This window comes from Streptomyces natalensis ATCC 27448 (genome assembly GCF_000935125.1).
GTDB classification, from domain to species: Bacteria; Actinomycetota; Actinomycetes; order Streptomycetales; family Streptomycetaceae; genus Streptomyces; species Streptomyces natalensis.
This window is the reverse complement of the sequence record NZ_JRKI01000029.1, coordinates 645,789-666,311: the sequence shown is the minus strand read 5'-3', so window position 1 is coordinate 666,311 and position 20,523 is coordinate 645,789. Positions and strand designations below refer to the sequence as shown.

General features: G+C 72.0%; 15 protein-coding genes. 9 read left to right on the top strand and 6 right to left on the bottom strand.

The window, feature by feature from the left end; all coding sequences use genetic code 11:
- Window positions 1–99 precede the first annotated feature (99 nt).
- Window positions 100–1,386, bottom strand: coding sequence for a carboxylate-amine ligase (locus tag SNA_RS22425; RefSeq protein ID WP_241779783.1), 1,287 nt, complete (start codon window positions 1,384–1,386; stop codon window positions 100–102).
- Between the two features lie 140 nt (window positions 1,387–1,526).
- Here SNA_RS22425 and argF point away from each other — a divergent pair, with 140 nt between their 5' ends.
- The 5 genes from argF to SNA_RS22405 all read left to right on the top strand — a co-directional run bounded on the left by argF (window position 1,527) and on the right by SNA_RS22405 (window position 8,392).
- The gene (gene argF, locus SNA_RS22420) at window positions 1,527–2,519 is read left to right on the top strand and encodes an ornithine carbamoyltransferase (protein ID WP_044366361.1); all 993 of its coding nucleotides are present in this window, start codon (window positions 1,527–1,529) and stop codon (window positions 2,517–2,519) included.
- Between the two features lie 151 nt (window positions 2,520–2,670).
- A complete protein-coding gene (locus SNA_RS42650) occupies window positions 2,671–2,835 on the top strand; it encodes a hypothetical protein (RefSeq protein WP_157880044.1) in 165 nt (54 codons plus the stop codon).
- Between the two features lie 90 nt (window positions 2,836–2,925).
- Entirely contained in the window at window positions 2,926–6,183 is a 3,258-nt protein-coding gene (locus SNA_RS22415; protein WP_198535114.1) for a lantibiotic dehydratase, read from the top strand.
- A complete protein-coding gene (locus tag SNA_RS22410) occupies window positions 6,180–7,520 on the top strand; it encodes a lanthionine synthetase C family protein (RefSeq protein ID WP_051877202.1) in 1,341 nt (446 codons plus the stop codon). The genes SNA_RS22415 and SNA_RS22410 overlap by 4 nt, the downstream gene beginning before the upstream one ends.
- Window positions 7,521–7,702: 182 nt before the next feature.
- On the top strand, window positions 7,703–8,392 hold the full coding sequence (locus SNA_RS22405) for a CBS domain-containing protein (RefSeq protein WP_044366356.1): 690 nt from the start codon (window positions 7,703–7,705) through the stop codon (window positions 8,390–8,392).
- Here the strand turns inward: SNA_RS22405 and ppk2 are convergent.
- Together ppk2 and SNA_RS22395 are read right to left on the bottom strand one after the other, a co-directional pair.
- Window positions 8,371–9,204, bottom strand: coding sequence for a polyphosphate kinase 2 (gene ppk2 / locus SNA_RS22400; protein WP_044366354.1), 834 nt, complete (start codon window positions 9,202–9,204; stop codon window positions 8,371–8,373). The genes SNA_RS22405 and ppk2 overlap by 22 nt on opposite strands.
- A gap of 90 nt (window positions 9,205–9,294) precedes the next feature.
- On the bottom strand, window positions 9,295–9,516 hold the full coding sequence (locus SNA_RS22395) for a S1 domain-containing protein (RefSeq protein WP_030065021.1): 222 nt from the start codon (window positions 9,514–9,516) through the stop codon (window positions 9,295–9,297).
- 582 nt (window positions 9,517–10,098) lie between these two features.
- On the opposite strand from SNA_RS22395, the gene SNA_RS22390 reads away from it, so the two are divergent.
- Window positions 10,099–11,175, top strand: coding sequence for a mechanosensitive ion channel family protein (locus tag SNA_RS22390; protein ID WP_044366352.1), 1,077 nt, complete (start codon window positions 10,099–10,101; stop codon window positions 11,173–11,175).
- 228 nt (window positions 11,176–11,403) lie between these two features.
- On the opposite strand, the gene SNA_RS22385 is transcribed toward SNA_RS22390, so the two are convergent.
- Together SNA_RS22385 and SNA_RS22380 are read right to left on the bottom strand one after the other, a co-directional pair.
- Window positions 11,404–12,642: a carbohydrate-binding protein gene (locus SNA_RS22385; protein ID WP_044366351.1), complete on the bottom strand. Its 1,239-nt coding sequence runs from the start codon at window positions 12,640–12,642 to the stop codon at window positions 11,404–11,406.
- A 110-nt stretch (window positions 12,643–12,752) separates the two neighbouring features.
- Complete coding sequence (locus SNA_RS22380; protein WP_030065023.1) at window positions 12,753–15,080, bottom strand: FUSC family protein; 2,328 nt, start codon at window positions 15,078–15,080, stop codon at window positions 12,753–12,755.
- Between the two features lie 164 nt (window positions 15,081–15,244).
- Between SNA_RS22380 and SNA_RS22375 the strand changes: the two genes are divergently transcribed.
- Window positions 15,245–16,198, top strand: a complete 954-nt coding sequence (locus SNA_RS22375; RefSeq protein ID WP_157880043.1) for a CPBP family glutamic-type intramembrane protease — start codon at window positions 15,245–15,247, stop codon at window positions 16,196–16,198.
- A 519-nt stretch (window positions 16,199–16,717) separates the two neighbouring features.
- On the opposite strand, the gene SNA_RS42645 is transcribed toward SNA_RS22375, so the two are convergent.
- A complete protein-coding gene (locus SNA_RS42645) occupies window positions 16,718–16,870 on the bottom strand; it encodes a hypothetical protein (RefSeq protein ID WP_157880042.1) in 153 nt (50 codons plus the stop codon).
- A 134-nt stretch (window positions 16,871–17,004) separates the two neighbouring features.
- Here SNA_RS42645 and SNA_RS22370 point away from each other — a divergent pair, with 134 nt between their 5' ends.
- Together SNA_RS22370 and SNA_RS22365 are read left to right on the top strand one after the other, a co-directional pair.
- The gene (locus SNA_RS22370) at window positions 17,005–19,116 is read left to right on the top strand and encodes a bifunctional polysaccharide deacetylase/glycosyltransferase family 2 protein (RefSeq protein WP_030065025.1); all 2,112 of its coding nucleotides are present in this window, start codon (window positions 17,005–17,007) and stop codon (window positions 19,114–19,116) included.
- A 177-nt stretch (window positions 19,117–19,293) separates the two neighbouring features.
- Window positions 19,294–20,355 (top strand): LCP family protein, encoded by a 1,062-nt coding sequence (locus tag SNA_RS22365; RefSeq protein ID WP_037789122.1) that lies wholly within the window; start codon window positions 19,294–19,296, stop codon window positions 20,353–20,355.
- Window positions 20,356–20,523 lie beyond the last annotated feature (168 nt).

Here is a 20,523-nt window from a genome sequence, read left to right as displayed (position 1 = left end):
GGACGACATGGACGACAGGGACGACATGGACGACAGGGACGACAGGGACGACGTACTGGCGGCCCACTCGTTCTGCATGCCTTTCAGTGTCGTCCACGCTCAGGTACACGACAATCCGGCCCCGCCCGCAGCGGCCATTCCGCCGGCCTCCTGAACGGCGGGTACGGACGCCGTCTGCCGGATCAGCTCGTCGACGACATCCGCCGGACGGGACCGGCGGGCGAACGCGGCGCGCTGGCGCTCGGCGCCGCCCCGGCCGGTCAGCTCGCCGAGCACCGCGGTCACCGGCGCCAGTTCCCCGTACTCGTCGAGCGCGGGACGAGCGTGGTCGACCAGATCGCGCACCAGCCGGGAGACGGGCACGAGCGCGCCGCTGCGGAGGTCGAGGGCGTCGCCGGAGCAGCCGTCGCGGGCGGATCGCCAGTACGCCGCCCGCAGCAGGGCAGGGCACACCTGGGGCCCCGGGTCGCCGCCTGTCACGCGCTCCAGCGCCCGGGCGACCAGGGCGCGGACGAGCGCGGCGAGCGCGGCCGTCTCCTCCAGGCGGGTGGGGACGTCCATGACGCGGATCTCGACCGTCGGCAGATGCGCCGAGGGCCGGACGTCCCACAGCAGCGTGTGATCGCCCACCGCCGCCCCCGTCTCCGTCAGGGTCGCGCACAGCTGCTTGTAGTGGTCGGCCGAGGTGAAGTACGGCGGCGGCCCGGCGACCGGCCACTGGCCGCCGGCGACGGTGCGCCAGCTCGCGTAGCCGGTGTCGCGGCCTTCCCAGAAGGGGGAGTTCGCCGACAGGGCGACCAGCAGCGGGAGCCAGGGCCGCAGGTGGTTGCAGACGAGGACGGCGTGATCCAGGTCGGGGACCTGGACGTGGGTGTGCAGGGCACACAGGGCGTAGGTGTCGTTGAGGGCCCGGTACGCGTCAAGGCCGGGCCGGTAGGCGGGGTCGTCCCGGATCGGCGCGGGGCCGTGCGCCGCCAGGACCGGAGTGCCCGAGGCGGCCACGCCCAGCCCTTCCGCGGCGGCCGCCGCCACCACCGCCGTACGGATCCCGGCCAACTGTGCGCGCAGGGCGTCCAGGCCGGTGCACGGCGGCGTCTTGGCCTCGAACTGGTACTCGGTCAGCTCGCCCGAGACCCGGTCGCACAGGATGTCCGCGGCGCGGCGCAGGACCAGGGATCCCGCGGGTACCACGGTGCGGCTGGCGGGGTCGATGAGGAAGTACTCCTCCTCCACCCCCATGGTGGGGCCCTTCTCGCCACGGGTCATGCCGGTGTCCTTCGCTGCCGGGTCCGGGCCGTACGCCATGGCCGGGACGTGCTGTGCCGGTCGCACCTGCGGGGCGGCGGCCTTGCCGGTCTCCGCGGCTCCATGGTCGGGTGACGGCACGGGGCGCGCCACAGCGGTTCACCCACCCGCAGCCGCCGGGGTGCCCGCCCGTCCACCCCGTATCACGCTGATGGCAGGCGCCCGGCGAGGGCGGAGGAACCGGAGCGGCGATGTCCCTCCCGACACCAGCAGGAGATCCGATGGCCCGCCCGACACCGGCATCCGCCCCCGACCGCCCGGCCGTCACCGGCAAGGTCCCCGACGATCTGCTGCGGGTCAGCGACCTGGATCCGGGGACCCTGGGCCAGGTGCTGGATCTGGCGGCGGCGATGAAAGCGGAGCCCCTGGGCTGGGAGCGCAGCCTGCACGGAGCCGTGATCGGCTGCATCTTCGAAAAGCCGTCCACCCGCACCCGCGTCTCGCTGGCCACGGCCGCGCACCGGCTGGGCATGAGCGCCATCGTGCTCAACCGGGACGAGATGCAGCTCGGCCACGGCGAGACCGTCGCCGACACCACCCGCGTCCTGTCCTCCTACCTCGACGCCCTCACGGTGCGCACCTTCGAGCACAGCACGGTGGAGCAGATGGCCGACGCCGCGACGATTCCGGTCATCAACGCCCTGTCCAACACCCATCACCCCTGCCAGTCCCTGGCCGATCTCCTCGCGCTGCGCGAGCACTTCGGCACCCTGGCCGGGATGACGGCGGCCTTCATCGGCGACGGCACGAGCAACACCTGCAACTCCTTCCTCGCTGCCTGTGCGGCCTCCGGTATGCACCTGAACATCGCCACCCCGTCCGGCTACGAGACCGACGAGGACATCCTCGGAGAGGCCCGGGAGCTGATGGCGCAGACCGGCGGGTCCGTCGCGCTCATGACGGAACCGGCCGAGGCCGTCCGCGCCGCCCAGGCCGTCTACGCCGAGGTCCGGGTGCCCATGGACAAACAGCAGGAAGAAGCCGAACGGACCCGGCGCCTGGCCGCCTACCGGGTCGACGAGGCGCTGCTCGACCAGGCTCCCCGGGAGGCGATGGCCCTGCACTGTCTGCCCGCGCACCGTGGGCAGGAGATCACCTCCGAAGTCCTCGACGGCCCCCGGTCGCTGGTCTGGCGCCAGGCGGCGAACCGGCTGCCCACCGCCCAGGCGGTGCTGCACACCCTCATCACCACGGCCCGCCAGCGGGCGGCCTGACGCAGCATGGCCGGAACCGCACCGGCCCGCCGTTAAACATCGCAGTAGCGCATTTCCCTCCATCGTGCGCTTCACTGGTCCATGTGCTGACTCAGGTGATGTATGCCGTTTAGCGTGCTTATGCACTCATCCCTCTCGTGGAGGACGCGGCATGACGGAGAACGGCATCGAGACGACCACCCCCTACGACATCCTCGACCTGGACGTGCGCGAGATCCGCACCGCCGATCCGGCCGAGACATCGGCGATGCTCAGCGGTCTCGCGTGCAATCTGTCCCTGTGGACCTGTCCGCCGGATCATCCCGGCACGCATTAGGCGGGGTCACCCGGCCGGCCGTCCGCAGCGGACGGCCGGCCTCTTCATGGGAGGGGACGGTCCATGGGTGAAGGATCGGTGTTCCGGTGCATGGAGCCGGGAATGCTGCGGGCCCCGGTGCATCCGGTGGACCGGGCGCGACAGCTCCCGTCGGATGCGGCCGGTGACGGTGAGAGGTCAGGGGGCGACGAGGGGCAGGGTAACGGTGGCCACAGCATCGAGGAACTGGCCGCTCTGGTAAGGGAGTTGGCGGACGATTCGCTTGTGGCCGAGGCCATCGCGGTGGCCAGTCCGCCGCTGGCGCAGACCGTACGGCGGGTGACCGGACCGGCCGGGTGCGCGGGCGATGTACGGGCGAAGGACCTGCGGCGGGCGGTGCGCGCCCTGGCCGGGTACCGGCTGCGGATGGCCGCGCGGGCCACCCCGTTCGGGCTGATGGCCGGGGTCGCGCCGGTGCGGTTCGCCGCGCGGCCGGACGAGACGACGGCACGCTGGGGCGCCGCCCACCGCCGCGGGGTGCGCCCGGACCGCGCATGGCTGCGGGGGCTGGTCCACGGCCTGGAGCGGCGCCCCGCCGTGCTGCGGCACCTGCGGGTGGCGGTCAACGACCTGGCGTTCGTACGGGGCGACCGGCTGGTGCTGCCGTACGTACCGCAGACCGACGCCGCCGAGCGCGACGGGGGCCCCGCCGTCCAGGAAGTCAGCGTGCGCTGCACCCCCGCGGTGCGGGCGGTGGTGGACTGGGCCCGCACCCCCGTACGCGGCGGGGAGCTGGCCGCGCGGCTCTGCGCGCGGTTTCCCGGCGTGCCCCGGCAGGGCATCGAGGCGATGCTGGTCCAGCTCGTCTCCCGGCAGTTGCTGCTCAGCGAGCTGCATCCGCCGCTGGAGACCGCGGATCCGCTGGCGCATGTGGGGCAGGTGCTCGGGAACGTCCCGCGCGAGGACGTCCCGGAGGGCGACGCCCTGCGCGCGCTCGGCGCGGAGCTGGCCGCCTACGCCGCCCGGCCGGTGGGACAGGGTGCACCGGCCTATGCCGCGGTGTGCGCACGGATGCGGGAACTGCACGACGGGGAACGGCCGTTACAGGTCGATCTCGCGCTGGACGCAGAGGTGCGGCTGCCTCCGGTGGTCGCGCAGGAGGCGGAGGCGGCGGCCGGGCTGCTGTGGCGGCTCTCCGCCACCGAACCGGGCCCGGCCCCGCTGCGCGGCTATCACACCGAATTCCTCGACCGCTACGGCACCGGCCGCCTGGTCCCGGTCACCGAACTCCTCGATGCCGACACGGGGCTGGGACCCCCGGCCGGGTACCGCTGCCCGCCCGGCCCGCGTACCGCGCCCGTACCGGCGGCCGATACCGAGCGCGACCGGGCACTGGCCGCGCTGGCGCAGGAGGCGCTGCTGGCCGGGCGTCGGGAGGTGCTGCTGGACGACGGCCATCCGCTGCTGACCCGCTTCGCCCGCGACGAGGGGCGGCCACCGGCGTCGGCGGAACTCTGCGCGCAGCTGCTGTCCGCCTCGCCCGAACGGCTGGCGGCGGGCGACTTCCGGCTGGTCCTGGTCGGCGGCTCGGCGCAGGCCGGGGCCATGGCCGGACGGTTCGCGTACCTCTTCCCGGCACAGGCGCGCGAGCGGGTGCGGCGGCTGGCCCGGAGCGCGGGCCCGGCGCCGACGGAGGCGCTGCGGGTGCAGGTCAGCGTGCCGCCGGGGCTGGCCCGTGGCGGCAATGTGGCGCAGGTGCCGCGCTGGCTCGATGCGCTGCTGCCGGTGGCCTCGTTCCCCGGACGCGCCCCGGCGGAAGGGCCGGGCCACTGCGACGACGACCCCGGCGACCGCGTGGAGCCGGTCCCCGCGACGCTGCACGACCTCGCCGTGGGCGCCGACGCGGAAGGGCTGTATCTGCTCCACACCGCCACCGGACGCCGCGTCGCACCGGCCTTCTTCCATGTCCTCAACCCGCAGTGGCAGGCGCCCAATGCCGTGCGCTTCCTGCGCGACGTCGCCGAGTGCGGGGTCCGCGGGCCGGCGTGGTGGGACTGGGCGGGCGCCGGAGTGCTGCCCTGTCTGCCCCGGGTGCGCTATGGACGTACCGTGCTGGCACCGGCGAGCTGGCGCCCGGACGACGCGCTGCGCGACCGGCAGGCCCCTTACGGCCGGTGGTCGGCGGCCCTGGAGGCATGGCGGGCGCGCCTGCGGGTACCGCACCGCATCCGCGTCGGATCCGCGGACCGGTACCTGGAGCTGGATCTGCACCTCCCCGCGCACCGGAGCCTGCTGCGTCAGGAGCTGGTACGCCGCCCGCACGCCCTCGTCCAGGAGGCGCCCACCGAGGCGGGGTGCCCGGACGGCTGGCTGTCCGGACCCGACGGGCCGCACCGCGCCGAGGTGGTCCTTCCCCTCGTGGCGAGGCGGCCGGAGGCCGCCCCGGACCCGCCGGCCGTACGGGCGCCCCACGTCCGCCGCGACGACATCGATGCGCATCAGCCCCAACTGCCGGGCGGTGACTGGCTGTTCGCCACTCTGCACTGCTCCGCGGAACGGCACGACGAGATCCTGGCCGGCCATCTGCCGCACCTCATCGCCGCACTGCCCGAGCCAGTGGACCGGTGGTTCTTCCTGCGCTACCAGGACGTCGAGGGGCCGCATCTCCGGCTGCGCTTCCATGGCCCCGCCGCGGCACTCACCACCCAACTGCTGCCCCGCATCCACCAGTTCGCCGCCTCGTTGCGCCGGGCCCGGCTCGTCCGCCGCCTGGCCCTGGACACCTACGACCCGGAGCTGGAACGGTACGGCGGCCCGGAGGCCATGCCCGCCGCCGAGCGCGTCTTCCACACCGACAGCCTCGCCACCCTGGAACAGCTGAGCCTGCTGCGCCGCTCGCCGACCGAGCCCGACCCGCTGCTCCTGGTGGCCGCGGGCCAGGTGGCGATGGCGCGCGCCTTCTTCCGGGACGTGCCGGGTGCGGGCGCCGCCGGACCGGGCTGGGCCGCCTGGCTGCTGGGCACCTTCGGCAAGGACCCGGAGCTGCACCGGCGGTTCCGCAGCCGGCTCCGCGAGACCCTCGCCGTCATCGACCCCGGCGGCGGCCGGGGCTGGCCCGTCGGCGCGCCGGGCGGTGCGGCGCTGCGGGAGGCATGGGCGCGACGGGACGAGGCGGTGGCGGCGTACGGCAGGCGCCTGCGGGAACTGGGCCCCGGCGCCTGGTGCACGCCCACCGGAGCGCTGGCCTCTCTGCTCCACCTGCACCACAACCGCTTCGCCGGTGCGGACCGCGCGGCCGAGCGGGCGTCCCAGGCCGTGGCCCGCGCGGCCGTACAGGCCCATGTCGACCGCATCCGGCAGGGCCGATGACCGCCTCCGCCGCCGCACCGGCGGACCCCGGAGACCGTACGACACGCGAGCGCGCACGCCGGGCGGTCTACGAGCTGGCCGACGCCCCCGAACCGGGCGACGGCTCCCGCTACCCGCCGGGCCGGGCCCTCTCCCTCGCGGACGGCCACCCGGGCCTGGCCCTGCTGTTCGCCGAGCTGTCCCATACGGCACCCCCCGACCGGCGCGAGCGCTACCGCGCCGCCGCCCACGCCCATCTGGCCGCGGCCGCCGCGCAGGTGCACACCGCCCCGACCGACGGCCTCTTCCAGGGACCCCCGGCCCTCGCCTTCGCCGCGCACGCAGCCCGCCACGCCCCCGACGACTACGCGCGCCTGCTGCACCGGCTCGACGACTTCCTCGCACGCCGCGTCCACACCCTGCTGACCGACGAGAACGCACGCCTGGACGCGGGCCGCCCCGGCACCCGCATCGCCGCGTACGACGTGGTGAGCGGCGCCACCGGACTGGGACGCCTCCTGCTGGCCCGCCACCCGTCCGCTCCCCATGGACCCGAGGCCGGGCTCAGGGCGACGGTGCGCTATCTGATCCGGCTGTCCGGACCCGTCAGGGCCCACGGCCGTACGGTTCCCGGCTGGTGGACACCGGACGGCCCCTCGATACGACCGGAGCCCGCACTGCCCCGCGGACACCTCAACTTCGGCCTCGCCCACGGCATCGCCGGCCCCCTGGCGCTCCTCGCCCTCACCCGCCGCGCGGGCCTCACCGAACCCGGGCATGACGCCGCCGTCACCACCTTCGCCGAGGCCCTGGCACATCAGCGACGCGCCGACGGCCAGTGGGCGGGCGTCGTCCCGTTCGACGATTACGCCGACGGCCGTGATGCGGACGGCCGTTATCCGGATCATCCGCACCCCGACGACGGCCCCGCCTCTCCGCGTCCCGTCGCCGCCCGCACCGCCTGGTGCTACGGCACCCCAGGCGCCGCCTGCGCCCTGCACCTGGCGGCCGAGGCCCTGGGCCGTCCCGACTGGTCCCGTACGGCCGTCGCCGACCTCACCACGGCGCTGGAGGCCCCGCGGGGCGTCACCGACGCGGGCCTGTGCCACGGGTGGGCGGGCCTCCTGCACCTCACCGCCCACCTCGCCCGCTGCTCCGGCGACCCGCACCTCACCGCGCGGGCGGCCGAGCTGGCGGGCCGGCTCCTGGACGCCCTCGCCCTCTCTCCGCAGCCACGGAGCGTCGCCCACCGCACGGGACTGCTCGACGGCGCCGCCGGTATCGCCCTCGCCCTGCACTCCTGGGCGGCCGACGCTCCTCCCGCCACGGCCTGGGATGCCGCGCTGCTGATCAGGTGACGTTCCGGCCGCGGCGGTCCGCTGCCCGGCGCCCGGTGCCCAGGGACCCGTCGGTCCGGCGGCCCGCCGGGAAAGAGGTCCGGACGGCCCCTGCCGGTCCTCCGCGGCGCACTTCACGCTGGAGACGTGACACCGGCCGGGGACCGCGGGCCCCGCCCCCGGCCCCGTCCCGAGGAGGCCGTATGCGCAACGCCCCGCACCTCGTCGGCGATGTGATGACCCGGACCGTGGCCGCCGTCGACCGGGAGGCACGGTTCAAGGAGATCGTGGAGACCATGGAGCGGTGGCAGGTCAGCGCGCTGCCGGTGCTGGCGGGGGAGGGCCGGGTGGTCGGCATCGTCTCGGAAGCGGATCTGCTGCCCAAAGAGGGCTTCCGGGAGGCGGACCCGGACCGTCTGGAGCGGCTGCGGCGCCTCGACGACGTACGCCGGGCCGAAGCGGTGACGGCGGGGGAGCTGATGACCAGCCCCGCGCTGACCGTGCGGGCCGACGCCACGCTGTCGCAGGCCGCCCGCACCATGGCCCGGAAGTCCGTCAAGCGGTTGCCCGTGGTGGACGGGGACGGGGTGCTGCGGGGCATCGTCAGCCGCGCCGATCTGCTGAAGGTCTTTCTCCGCTCGGACGAGGAGCTTGCCGAGGAGATCCGCCGGGATGTCGTCGGGGGCCTGTTCGCGGCGCCGGAGAGGGATCTGCGGGTCACCGTCGTGAACGGGGTGGTCACGCTCAGCGGGCGGGTGCGCGACACGTCCTTGATCCCGGTGGCCGCCCGCCTGGTCCGCGCCGTTGAGGGAGTCGTGGACGTGGAGTTCGACGTGACCGGTCCCGTTTCCCTTCGTCACTCCGGCCTTCGTCACTCCAGGCCGGCGGCGTGATCGGGCACATAGGTCTGGAGGTCCCGGGGCGGCCGCCGGTAGCCGGTGGCGGGTGGCCGCGGGGGGAGTTCGAGGGTCTGCGGGGCGACGTCGTGATAGGGCACGGTGGACAGCAGATGGGCGATCATGTTCAGCCGGGCCCGCCGTTTGTCGTCGCTCTCGACGACGTACCACGGCGACTCCGCGATGTCCGTGTGCACGAACATCTCGTCCTTGGCCCGTGAGTACTCCTCCCAGCGGGTCAACGACTCCAGATCCATGGGAGAGAGCTTCCAGCGCCGCGTCGGATCGCTGAGCCGGCGCCGGAAGCGCTGCTCCTGTACCTCGTCGCTCACCGAGAACCAGTATTTGCGCAGGAGGATGCCGTCCTCCACGAGCATGCGCTCGAAGACCGGGCACTGCCGCAGGAAGATCTGGTGCTCCGCGGGGGTGCAGAAGCCCATCACCCGCTCGACGCCCGCCCGGTTGTACCAGCTGCGGTCGAAGAGCACGATCTCGCCCGCGGCGGGAAGGTGCTCCGTGTAGCGCTGGAAGTACCACTGGGTCTGTTCGCGCTCGGTCGGCCGCGGCAGCGCGGCGATCCGTGCCACCCGGGGGTTGAGGTGCTGGGTGATGCGTTTGATCGTGCTGCCCTTGCCGGCCGCGTCGCGCCCCTCGAAGATCACGACGAGCCGGGCGTCCTCGGCGCGCACCCATTCCTGGAGCTTCACCAGCTCCGTCTGGAGCCGGTAGAGCTCGCGCTCGTACAGCGGCCGCGGCAGTGTGCCGCGGCCGCCGTCGCCCGATTTTTCCGCGCCCGGTTTTTCCGCCATGCGACGACCGTACGGACACCTGCCGGGCACGGCTCGGACGGCGGAGCCGAACGGGGCAGCGCCTCCCGCGGGCGGCGGGAGGGCCGGCCCTCACACAGAGGCGCGGATGTCCCGTGCGATCGGACCCTGTAGTTGCTCTTCCCGTGTGTACGTCACGCGTTCACCCACCCGCATCGTGGGGCGGTCCCCGTCCGACCCACTGAGCTCGGTGTACGCGGCGAGGACATCGGCCCCGTCCTCGTCCGCCCGGATGACGGCTTCCTTTCGTGCCTCGCTGACCGCCTGTACGGTTCCCGACCTGCGTTGCGACATCTGTACTCCCGGTGTTTCTGCGGCGCTGCGGCGTTACCGCGGTTCGCGCTCTTGCCTGGGTGCATGGCTCTGTGGCCACCCGCATGCGGATCTGTGGTCTTGCACGCCCTCTTCTGGAATCACTGTCAGTGCATCGGAGAATCGGGAGAGTTCACTGTGAGATCGCAAATCCAGCGGTGCAAAATGCTTCGTCTTTCCTACGCCTAACCGCTTATTCCCCGAAAAATCGGCGTGTGACAGGCCGGTCGCTGCATTGCTGTACTCCCGGCGCGCGAATGGCTGAACACCTTCTTCCGCGCGCCGTGCGAATTTCCCCGCTCCCCCCATCCCTTCTCGCCACCCCTCGCTCCCCTCTCCCGGCCCCGTCTCCAAACCCCGTACCTCCCAAGGGAACTGACAGGCGCTCTCTCCCGGGGCTCCTGCGGCCTGCCGGGACGCGTGCGGCAGGATGACACCGCGTGCCGGGGCGTCAGCGGACGTCCCGGCGCATTTTCAGCCCTAGAGACAAGCAGGTGGCAAGGTGACCAGACCTCATATCCGGCGTTCAGCGCGGTCGCTCCTCCGGTCGGCGGGAGCCGGCCGGTGAATCGCGCACTGACCCTGCATGACGCGATCGTCGCCGGAATCGCGCTGGCCGCCGGTATCGCGGCCGGCCTGTTGCTGCGTGCGGTCCTGAAATGGCTGGGCAAGCACGCGCTCCGGACGCGGTGGAGCGGGGACGACATCATCGTGGATGCCCTGCGGTCCGTGGTGCCCTGGGCGGCACTCTGTGCCGGTCTGGCGGCGGCCACCGCGGCGCTGCCGCTGACGGCGGCGGTAGGACGCAATGTCTACCGGACGCTCACCGTGCTGCTCATCCTGGTCGTCACGCTCACCGCGGCCCGGGTGATCACCGGGCTGGTGAAGTCCCTGGCCCAGTCCCGGTCCGGCGTGGCCGGATCGGCCACCATCTTCGCCAACATCACCCGCATCGTGGTGCTGGCGATGGGGATGCTCGTCGTCCTGCAAACCCTCGGCATCTCCATCGCCCCGCTGCTCACCGCGCTGGGTGTGGGCGGTCTCGCGGTCGCCCTGGCACTTCAGGACACCCTCGCCAACCTCTTCGCCGGCGTCCACGTCCTCGCCTCGAAGACGGTGCAGCCCGGCGACTACATCCGGCTCAGCAGCGGCGAGGAAGGCTATGTGGTCGATATCAATTGGCGTAACACCGTGGTGCGCCAGCTTTCCAACAACCTGGTGATCATCCCCAATGTCCAGCTGTCCGGCACCAACATGACCAATTTCACCCGGCCGGAACAGCGGCTGACGATACTGGTGCAGGTGGGAGTCGGGTACGACAGCGACCTCGAACACGTCGAACGGGTCACCCTCGCGGTCGTCAAAAGCGTCATGAACGAGGTCACCGGAGCCGTCCCGGAGCATGAACCGGCCGTTCGTTTCCATACGTTCGGAGACTCCCGGATCGGCTTCACGGTGATCCTCGGTGTCGGCGAATTCAGCGACCAGTACCGGATCAAGCACGAATTCATCAAGCGCCTGCACCAGCGATACCGCTCCGAGGGCATCACCATTCCCGCCCCGACGCGCACCGTGGCCTTCCAGCAGTCCGACGGGGCCCCGATACCGCATCAGCGCGAGGCGCCGGAACCGATGCCGTAGCGGGACCCCACCGGACTCGACCGACCGGACTCAACCCACCGGACTCAACCCACCGGCCAGGCCCTGGCCCACCGGCCGGAGGCCCGGCACATAGGCCATTCCATGGGCCCCCGGTTCGCCGGACTTCGGCACCTCCAGGGTCGTCACCGGCTCCCGTCGCGCCAGGCGGCGTGACGAGGCAGCTGAGAGGGTGGGGAGAAGGGCCGCCTGCTCCTCCCCACCCGTCGGTCAGCAGGCGCCCAGGTCCTGCCAGACTCCCGAGCCTCCGGTGGACGGCGTCTCGCCCTGGGTCCACCACTTGGCCTTCCAGGTGTGGCCGCCGTATGAGGCCGTGTCGCCGCCCAGGTAGACCGTGTCGGCGCGGTAGGCGGCGGCGGTGCAGCTGTGGTCCGGTGGTGGGGTGGTGGGTGGCGTGGTGGTGGGGGGAGTGGCTCCGGCGAACTTCACCGAGTAGGTGGTGAATTCGTAGGCGCGCTGCGGAACGCTGCTACAGGTGCCGGACGTTTTACCGTTGTTGTCCGGCGGGGAGCACTGCCGGTCCCGGTTGACGGACCAGTTGGTGAAGCGCGCCATGTGATGGGACGTCGCGAAATCCAGCACCGTCTGGAAGTCGGCCTGAGTGAAGAATTCGCCGGTGTCGCTGCGGCCGTTCATCTGCGAAATGCCCTCATGGGCGTACGCGGTGGCCTCGTCCCAGCCGAAGGTGGATTGCAGAAGGGAGTTGAAGTGCGTCAGGGCCGCGGTCTGTGCGGCGGCGCCCTGGAAACCGCCGTCGAACGGCATGATGGAGAAGTTGTCCGGGGTGAAGGACTGCGCCTTGGCCTCGTTGAGCATCTGCTTGCCGAACCAGCCGGTGCCGTCGGCGGTCCCGGCGGTGGTCACCGAAAGATAGATTCCGGGGTTCTTCTGCTGAAGAATTCTGGCGGCCCCGATTTCGTTGTGGATGGCGGCGGAGTTCTCGTACTCCGGCTCCTCCAGATCGAAATCGAGTGCCTTGAGGCCGTATTTGTCGACGACCTGCTGGTAGGCGGCGGCCGTTGCCTCCGGGGTGCCGCAGTTCTGGCCGAGCTTGGTGCCGCCGTATCCGCCGACGGAGGCGGAAACGTCGCCGCCCTTGGCGCGGATCGCGGATATCACGCCGCCGACCGCGGTATCCGTGCCCACCGGACTGGTCCCGCCCCAGGTCGGCGAGCAGCCACCGCCGTTGGGCGCCAGGATGAAGGCGAGCTGGAATGCCTTGAGGCCGGTGGCGTCCATCACCGCCCCGGCGTCCGGCGGGTCGTTGTCGAGCGGCATGAGATAGGGCGCCGCCGCGTACCAATTGCTCCCCAGTGCCGCGCCCGCGGCTTTCGGGGTCGGAGTGGCGGTGTGGTGGCCGACGGCGAGTGCCGTACCGGCCGCCGCCGCAAGCGCGAGTCCGGCCGTCGCGACGCCGGCGGCGAGCGTTCTGAGGTGACGAGGTGCCATATGCCCTCCCGTGAACCCTGAACCGAGCTGGTCCAGACCAATTGCCCCACAGAGTGAGCCCCGATCACGAGGGCGTCAATACTTTGGACTGGACCAGGGCGGACCGGACCTCACGATCCGCCGCCCGCCCCCGTCAGCCGGCCTTCCTGCACCCGCCGCGTCCCGCCGCGCCCCGCCACCGGTACGTCGAGGGCGCGGGCGATGCCGACCACGCCCTCGTCAAGGCGCTGGAGATGCCGCAGCACGCGGAGGGTGACGGTGTCCGGCCGCAGCGCCGGGGCGCCGTCCGCCTCCAGCAGTGAGGCGATGCTCGGGCCGGAGATGACCTCGCCGTCCCCGGCCCCGTCCCCGGTTCCGTCCCCGTCTCCGTCCTCGTCCGCTACGCGGGCGACGATGAGATCGATATTGCGCGCGATGCGCAGGCCGACGCCTTCGAGCCGGGGGTCGGCCGCCACGGTCCTGCTGTACGGCAGCAGTTCCGCCGTCGCCGCCAGGGACCGGGCGTGATAGGCACAGGTCTCCAGCAGCGCCACCAGATAGCGGGCGGTCTGCCGGCGCCCGCGCAGCGGCGTGATGGGATGCACCAGCGGCTGCGTGGAGCCGCGCAGATCGTTCAGGGCGGTGTCCAGATCGCGCGCCCTGGTGAGCAGTTCGACGGCCGGCCCGCCGCTGAGCTGGTGCACCGCCGCGGAGACGGCCTCGCGCAACCGGACCAGGACGGTGCCCAGGTGCTCGTCCGTACGGCGGTCCGTATGCACCGGCAGCACCAGCACGGCGGCGATGATCCCGCAGGCGGCGCCCAGCGCCGTCTCCTCGATGCGCAGCACCAGCGTGGCGAGACTGTAGGTGTTCAGGAGCGTGTAGAGCAGGCCGAGCATCGCGGTGACGAAGAAGGACATCAGCGCGTACGACAGCGGCGCGGTGAAGAACATCCCGAAGACGCAGAGCAGCACCAGCGCGAACGCCGTCCAGGTGTGATTGCCCACCAGCCCCGCGAGCGCGACACCGGCGACCACGCCGAGCACCGTGCCCACCAGCCGGCGATAGCCCTTGACCAGCACCTCGCCCGTGGACGCGGTGTTGAGGAACACCACCCAGCACGTCAGCACCGCCCAGTACCACCGCTGGGTGGAGAGGAACTCGCCACCGACGATGGCCAGCGCGGAACCCACCGAGACCTGGAACGCGGCCCGGGTGGTGGGCCGCTGGAGCCCGGTGTCCGCGTCCTCGCTCTCCTCCTCGTCGCCCTCCGACCCGACGATCGCCAGGTCCTCGGCGTCGAACTCCTCACGCGAACGCGTGGTGGCGGAGCTGTCGTCGGACTCGTCCTGTGGCCCGTCCAGCGCCAGCCGCAGGCCCAGGACGGCGCGGGCCGCCTCGCCGAGACCGCGGAACGCGTCCTGGACGGCCGGTGGTGCGGGCGGCAGCCGGTCCTCGTCGCGGTAGGCGAGCAGCCGGTTGCGTACGTGGGCCACCGCGGTACCGCGGTCGTCGGGGGCCCGGGTGACCAGCAGCAACAGCGCGTCCAGATCCCGGCGCAGCCTGGTCACGGCATCGCCCTCGCCCTGCATGCGGTTCGCCGTGCTCGGCAGCGGGGCGTGTGGCAGATGCAGGGTGAGGGTCTCCGTGCGCTCGGCGCTACGGGCGTTGAGCAGCATCATCCCCAGCCGCTCGGCGGCGATCTCGGCGTCCGCGACCCGGCGTTGCAGCAGCCGCGCGGTGGCCGCGTCACGGGTGCCTTCCTCCAGGCGGTCCTGGATCATCAGCGCCGCCTCGTGGAGCCGGGAGGTGTGCCGCCGCAGATCGTCCAGAACGTCGTCCAGCTCCTTGGGCTCGGCGTCCACCAGCTCGCGGTGGGTGGCCACCAGCTGCGCGAGACGGGCCCGGAACGCCTCCCGCAGGCGGCGCAGGGTGCGTTCCGGAGTGTCGGGGACGACGGCGAACCGTACGGTCGCGCTGCACGCGAACGCGATGGCCAGGGTCAGGAACAGGGGCGGCAGCGTCGGCAGGGTCGCGTGGACGAACAGCGAGACGAAGTAGATCTGGAAGCCGATCAGCCCCAGCGCCATCCCGCGGTCACCGAAGCGGCGGGCGTAGACGGCGCCGAAGATCAGGGCGATGAAAAACAGGTCGCCGGCGATGATCCGGCTGTGGAGCAGGGCCCCCAGAGTGACGGCGGCGAGCGCGACGGGCAGCCCCAGGGCGAGGGTGACCGCCTGGCCGCGCACCTCCTTCTCCCTGATCGCGAACGTGGCGACCATGGCCGCCATCGCTCCCGCGACCATGAGGGTCACGCCGGTCCGGAGCAGTGCGAGGACGAGCAGGGTGAGCACGATCGCCCCCACCGTGCGCAGCCCCGCCATCAGCCGTAGCAGTCCGGGGTCCGATGCCAGGAAGCGGTCCCAGATGCCGGTCGCCGTCCGTCGTATCGCTGCCATCACGCTGCCGTACGCTCCCCGTTCCAGACATCGGCCGAGGTCATGCGCGCCGTCGGCCGGCCGTCCCCAGCATCGCACGACGCCGGGGCATGATCGCCGATGATTGCTGCGACGAGTGGCGATCATCGGCCACTTCTCTTCACCGACTACGGATGGGACACCTGATGACCCCGATATCCCCTGCCGACGACGCACGGAGAACAAAACCGGCCCCGGCCCCGGCCCCGGGTCGGCCCCGCCTCCACCGGGCCTGGGCGCGTGCCCTGCTCGGCGGCGCGGTGATGGCCTGCGCGCTCGGGGCCGGTAATGCGGGCGGGGCGGCGCTTTCCCGGGCGTTCGGCGTCGGCGGCTACGGCGGGCATCTGCTGTCCGCCGTCCTCGTCAGCCTGCTCGCCGTGCCCACCGTGCTGTGGTTACGCAGCGCACGCCGCCCGACGCCGCGCCGCGCTCCTCAACTCGGCCCGCCGGCCCCGGCGTTGTACGGATTCTGCCGCGGCGTGGCCGTCACGGGCTCGTCCGCCGCACTGGTCTTCGGGGCCGGTACGGCGGCCGGCTGGGTCCGCTGGACGTCGCTCCACCTCGCGTCGTTCGGCTGGTTCCTGCTGACCAACGCCCTGGTCGCGATGCTGCTGGAGGCGGTGCCGGAAGAGCTGACCCTGCGGGGGTACACCTGGGCAGCGCTGCGCGAGCGGCTGGGGGGTGTGGGCGCGGCCCTGGGCACGACGGCGGTCTTCCTCGTCACACCGGGCGCCTCGACCGTGGTGGAAGCGGGGGTGGGCCGGATCCTGGGTGTGCAGACCCCGCCGATGGGCCTCGTCCCGCACGGCCAGGACCCGTTCTTCTACCCGGTGTTGCTCATCGTCTTCGGCCTCACCCTGGTGGCCGCGCGGACCTCACCGGGCCCCGGGCCGCTGTGGGCCTCGATCGGTACGCATCTGACCTTTCTGAGCGTCAACCGCGTGGCCTTCGAGGGCGTTCGCCGTCATACGGGCTGGTCGGCCCGCATCGCCCCGGAGCACGCGGCGCTCCTCTGCCTGGGCTATCTCGCCGTCACCGCGGCCGTCTTCCTGTGCCTGCGGCGGTGGAAACGGCCGTCCCTCGGCGAATATGCAGAATGACGGGGCGGGTGACGGGACGGGTGACGGGATTGGCTGACGGAATGGAGAATTGGGGGGATTTTCCTTAGTTCTCGTCGGCAAATACGCGTTGGGGGCATTACGGCCGTAGCGCCGGCGGCACGTTTGCGGCGGCCGACGGGCCCGTCCGGTCGACGTGAGGTCTTTCACAGTGCGAAGACGGCGGCGGAAATGGGTCGGCGCGACCCCCCATTGCTGCGCCACCTGCGAGAGAGGGGCGAATGCGGACGATGTGCCGTGCTGCGGCGCAGGTGAGGGGCCATGGTGAATAGGAGCCGAATTTCTGGGTAGGAGCCCGGCCTTGTAGTCCGCCGCGCGGCCTCGCCGCAGCCGGTGGGCTTCTGCATGCCTTTGACCGTGCCACCGTAAGGCGACGACGTCGGCCAATCTTTCCTCTTCTTCTGCACAGGTAACTGGTTACACTCACGCTCCATGCGAACCGCTACCCCCCACAGCAGTCGCGCAGGTAAGCAACGGAATCTTCCCGTATTTGTCGATGCCTCAGGCCGGCGTCGACGCTTCCTGGCGCACGCAGCGTTGACCCTCGTGTGCATATGCACCGGATATCTCGTGCTTCTCGCCGTCGTGTTCGGCGGCCTCCTCCAGCCGGCCGGAAAGCCGGCACAGGGGCAGGCCGATCCGCTTCCGCAGCACACCGCCCACCATCGACCCGGGGCCCCTGTCGACACCGCTCCCACCCCGTGAGACCCACCGGTCAGGTGCGTTACCCCGCCGGGCGTGACGCACCCCCTCACGCGGTATGACACCTCGACAGAAAGGGCCCCACTGTGGCGTTGTCAGGCCAGGGGCGTCACGCGCTACGCCATCCCCCACGCTGGCACTGGTTACTGCTGCTGCTCATTCTCCCCATCGTCGCCACCTCCCTGCTTTTCGAAGGCTGGACCACCCACGAGGTCGACGGCGCCCGGACGCGGCTGGCGTGTACGCACCCCATACCGAAGTCCGCGGACAACGGAGACCCGGTGCTGCACCTCACCGCCACCGGGGCGGAGACCGCGCAGATGCCGCAGCGCACCGCCGCGCTCACCTTCGACGGCGGACCCGACCCGGTGTGGACACCGCGGCTGCTCGATCTGCTGCGGAGAAACCACGCCCGGGCGACCTTCTTCCTCTACGGAACCCAGGCCGCCCGGCATCCGGACCTCGTACGGCGCATCCGCGACGAAGGCCATGAGATCGGCTCGTACGGCTACACCGGCGGAGACCTGGGCAGCGCCTCGTCCGTCCGCTACCCCCTGGAACTCTCCCTCGCGCAGACCGCGTTGGCCGGTTCCGCGGGCATCCACACCCGGCTGCTGCGCCTGCCGCACACCACCACCGCCGAGACCCTCTGCGGCGCCGAATGGTCGGCCGCCCGGCGCGCCTCCGACGAGGGGTATCTCGTCGTCGCCGCCACCCCGCACTCCCGCAAGCCCCCGCAGGGCGTCATCCGGCAGTACAGCCACACCGCCCTGGGCTACCAGGAGGCGGCGAAACTCCTGGCCGACCCGGAGGTGGGGCGGTTCGCCACCATCTCCGACGGGCTGGGACGGCCCTCGCTCACCACCCGTGCCTCGCCGATCGAGCGGGTCCAGGGCCGGGCGCTGATCTGGATGCAGGCCGCGGGACACGCCTTCGCCCACGCGATGACCTGGGCGCTGGGCGTTGCCGGCGCGCTGGGTGTCGTGCGGCTGGTGCTGCTGGCCCTGCTCGCCCGCGTCCAGGTACGGCGCAGACGCCGCCACCGGTCCGGCGCGCCCTGGCTGCACGAGGTGAACGAACCGGTGACGGTCCTGGTTCCCGCGTACAACGAAGAGGCGGGCATCGAGGCCACGGTGCGCTCGCTCCTGGCCTCCACCCACCAGGACCTCCAGATCCTCGTCATCGACGACGGATCCACGGACCGGACCGCCCAGATCGCCCGCGATATCCGCGACCCCCGGGTGACCGTGCTGCACCAGCCCAACTCCGGTAAGCCCAACGCCCTCGGCATGGGCTTGAGCTACGCGCGTTGCGACATCATCGTCATGATCGACGCGGATACGGTCTTCGAGCCCGACGCGCTCCACCGGCTCATCCAGCCGCTGGCCGACCCCACGATCGGCGCGGTCAGCGGGAACACCAAGGTGGGCAACCGCCAGGGGCTGCTGGGCAGATGGCAGCACCTCGAATACGTCCTCGGCTTCAATCTGGACCGGCGGATGTACGAGGTCCTCGAATGCATGCCGACGGTCCCCGGCGCCATCGGCGCCTTCCGGCGGGACGCGCTGACCGCCATCGGCGGTATCAGCGACGACACCCTCGCCGAGGACACCGATCTGACCATGGCGCTGTGGCGGGTCGGGCGGCGCGTGGTCTACGAGGAGACGGCCATCGCCTGGACCGAAGTCCCCAGCAGCCTGCGCCAGTTGTGGCGGCAGCGCTACCGCTGGTGCTACGGGACCCTCCAGTCGATGTGGAAGCACCGCCACGCCGTGCTGGAGCTCGGCCCGGCCGGACGGTTCGGGCGCCGCGGACTGACCTACCTCACGCTGTTCCAGGTCGTTCTGCCGCTGTGCGCGCCGGTCGTCGACATCTCGGCCCTGTACGGGGTGTGCTTCGGCGACACCGGAGAGGCCCTCGGGGTCTGGCTGGGCTTCCTCGCCGTCCAACTGGTCACGGCGGCCTATGCGCTACGGCTGGACCGCGAACCCCTGCGGGCGCTGTGGGCACTGCCGCTCCAGCTCTTCGTCTACCGGCAGCTGCTCTACCTCGTCGTCATCCAGTCCGTGGTCACCGCCCTGCTCGGCACCCGGCTCAAATGGCACCGCATGCAGCGCGCGGGCACCGCCAACCAGCATCTGCGCCAGGAGCCGGCCCCGGAGCCACCCACCGCAGCGACCAAGGAGGTATGGACATGAGCGAGCGAAGCGTGGGGGTCCCCCCGGCCGGAGGCTGGGGGAGAACAATCAGGAGGTGCGCGCTTCGCGAATGCGATGCCGAGCGAAGCGAGGTCTCGGCATGAGCGAGCGAAGCGAGCGAACAATCAGGAGGTGCGCGCCTCGCGAATGCGATGCCGAGCGAAGCGAGGTCTCGGCATGAGCGACTCGCCGGGCCCCGGCGCCCGCGGCGACACCACGGCCCCGGGGCGGCGCCGTGCCCACCGCTCCCGCAGGAGGCGGCCGCTGCGCCGCCTCGCGCTGGCCGTGCTCGTCGTCCTCCTGGCCGTGCCCGCCGGTGCCCTGGCCTGGGCCGAGGGCGAACTCAACAGCACCGTCGACCTCGGCACCCTGCCGGAGCGGCCCCCGGAGGGCAAGGGCACCACCTATCTCCTCGTCGGGTCCGACAGCCGCGAGGGGCTCACCGACAGCGAGAAGCACAACCTGCACACCGGTTCGGCCGGCGGCGGACGCACCGACTCGATGATCCTGCTGCACACCGGCGCGGCCGGCACCACGATGGTGAGCCTGCCGCGCGACTCCTGGCTGACCATTCCGGCGTACACCAGCCCCATGACCGGAAAGCGGCACGCCCCGGCGAAGAACAAGCTCAATGCGGCGTTCTCGATCGGCGGCCCGCAGATGCTCGTGCGCACCATCGAGCACAACACCGGACTGAAGATCGACCACTATGTGGAGGTGGGCTTCGCGGGCTTCGTGAACGTGGTCGACGCGGTCGGCGGGGTCCCGCTCTGCCTTCCCCGGGACCTCAAGGACAAGAAGTCGGGCGCCGACCTGAAGAAGGGCTGTCACACCCTCAACGGCACCGCGGCGCTCGCCTTCGTCCGCCAGCGCCACCAGGAGGCCCAGGGCGACCTGGGCCGCACACAGAACCAGCAGAAGTTCCTGTCCGCCCTCGCCCACCGGGCCGGCGAGGCGGACACCGTCCTCAACCCGTACGCGCTCTACTCCGTCCTGGACGCCGGACTGGGCACCGTCGTCGTCGACCGGGACACCGGCCTGCTGGACCTGGCCTCGCTGTTCAAGGCGGTGCACGGCGTCGCGGGCGGCCGCGGCACCCGGCTCAACGTCCCGGTGTCCGCGGTGGGCATCCACACCCCCAAGGGCAGCGCCATCCTCTGGGACACCGCGCGGGCCCGCCGGCTGTTCTACGAGCTCGGTGAGGACCAGCCGGTGACGGAGAAAGGGGGGCGGAGGTGAGGGGCCGCCCCCGTTGACGCCGCTCTGATGCTCTCCCGCCTTCTCTTGACGCAGGTTTGACGCAGGTTTGATGCGGGGTCGCGAGGTCCGTAAGAGGGCCGCAAATACCCGGGCTGTACTGGGCATTCATCGACCGGCCGCGGTTTACATTCCTGTCCCGGCCGGCTC

Coding starts and splice junctions, on each gene's coding strand:
- ppk2 (WP_044366354.1), bottom strand. CDS start 9,204: ATGGCGGAAAAACCGGGCGCGGAAAAATCGGGCGACGGCGGCCGCGGC.
- SNA_RS22395 (WP_030065021.1), bottom strand. CDS start 9,516: ATGTCGCAACGCAGGTCGGGAACCGTACAGGCGGTCAGCGAGGCACGA.
- SNA_RS22410 (WP_051877202.1), top strand. CDS start 6,180: ATGACCGCCTCCGCCGCCGCACCGGCGGACCCCGGAGACCGTACGACA.
- SNA_RS22365 (WP_037789122.1), top strand. CDS start 19,294: ATGAGCGACTCGCCGGGCCCCGGCGCCCGCGGCGACACCACGGCCCCG.
- SNA_RS22375 (WP_157880043.1), top strand. CDS start 15,245: ATGACCCCGATATCCCCTGCCGACGACGCACGGAGAACAAAACCGGCC.
- argF (WP_044366361.1), top strand. CDS start 1,527: ATGGCCCGCCCGACACCGGCATCCGCCCCCGACCGCCCGGCCGTCACC.
- SNA_RS22405 (WP_044366356.1), top strand. CDS start 7,703: ATGCGCAACGCCCCGCACCTCGTCGGCGATGTGATGACCCGGACCGTG.
- SNA_RS22385 (WP_044366351.1), bottom strand. CDS start 12,642: ATGGCACCTCGTCACCTCAGAACGCTCGCCGCCGGCGTCGCGACGGCC.
- SNA_RS22380 (WP_030065023.1), bottom strand. CDS start 15,080: ATGGCAGCGATACGACGGACGGCGACCGGCATCTGGGACCGCTTCCTG.
- SNA_RS22415 (WP_198535114.1), top strand. CDS start 2,926: ATGGAGCCGGGAATGCTGCGGGCCCCGGTGCATCCGGTGGACCGGGCG.
- SNA_RS42650 (WP_157880044.1), top strand. CDS start 2,671: ATGACGGAGAACGGCATCGAGACGACCACCCCCTACGACATCCTCGAC.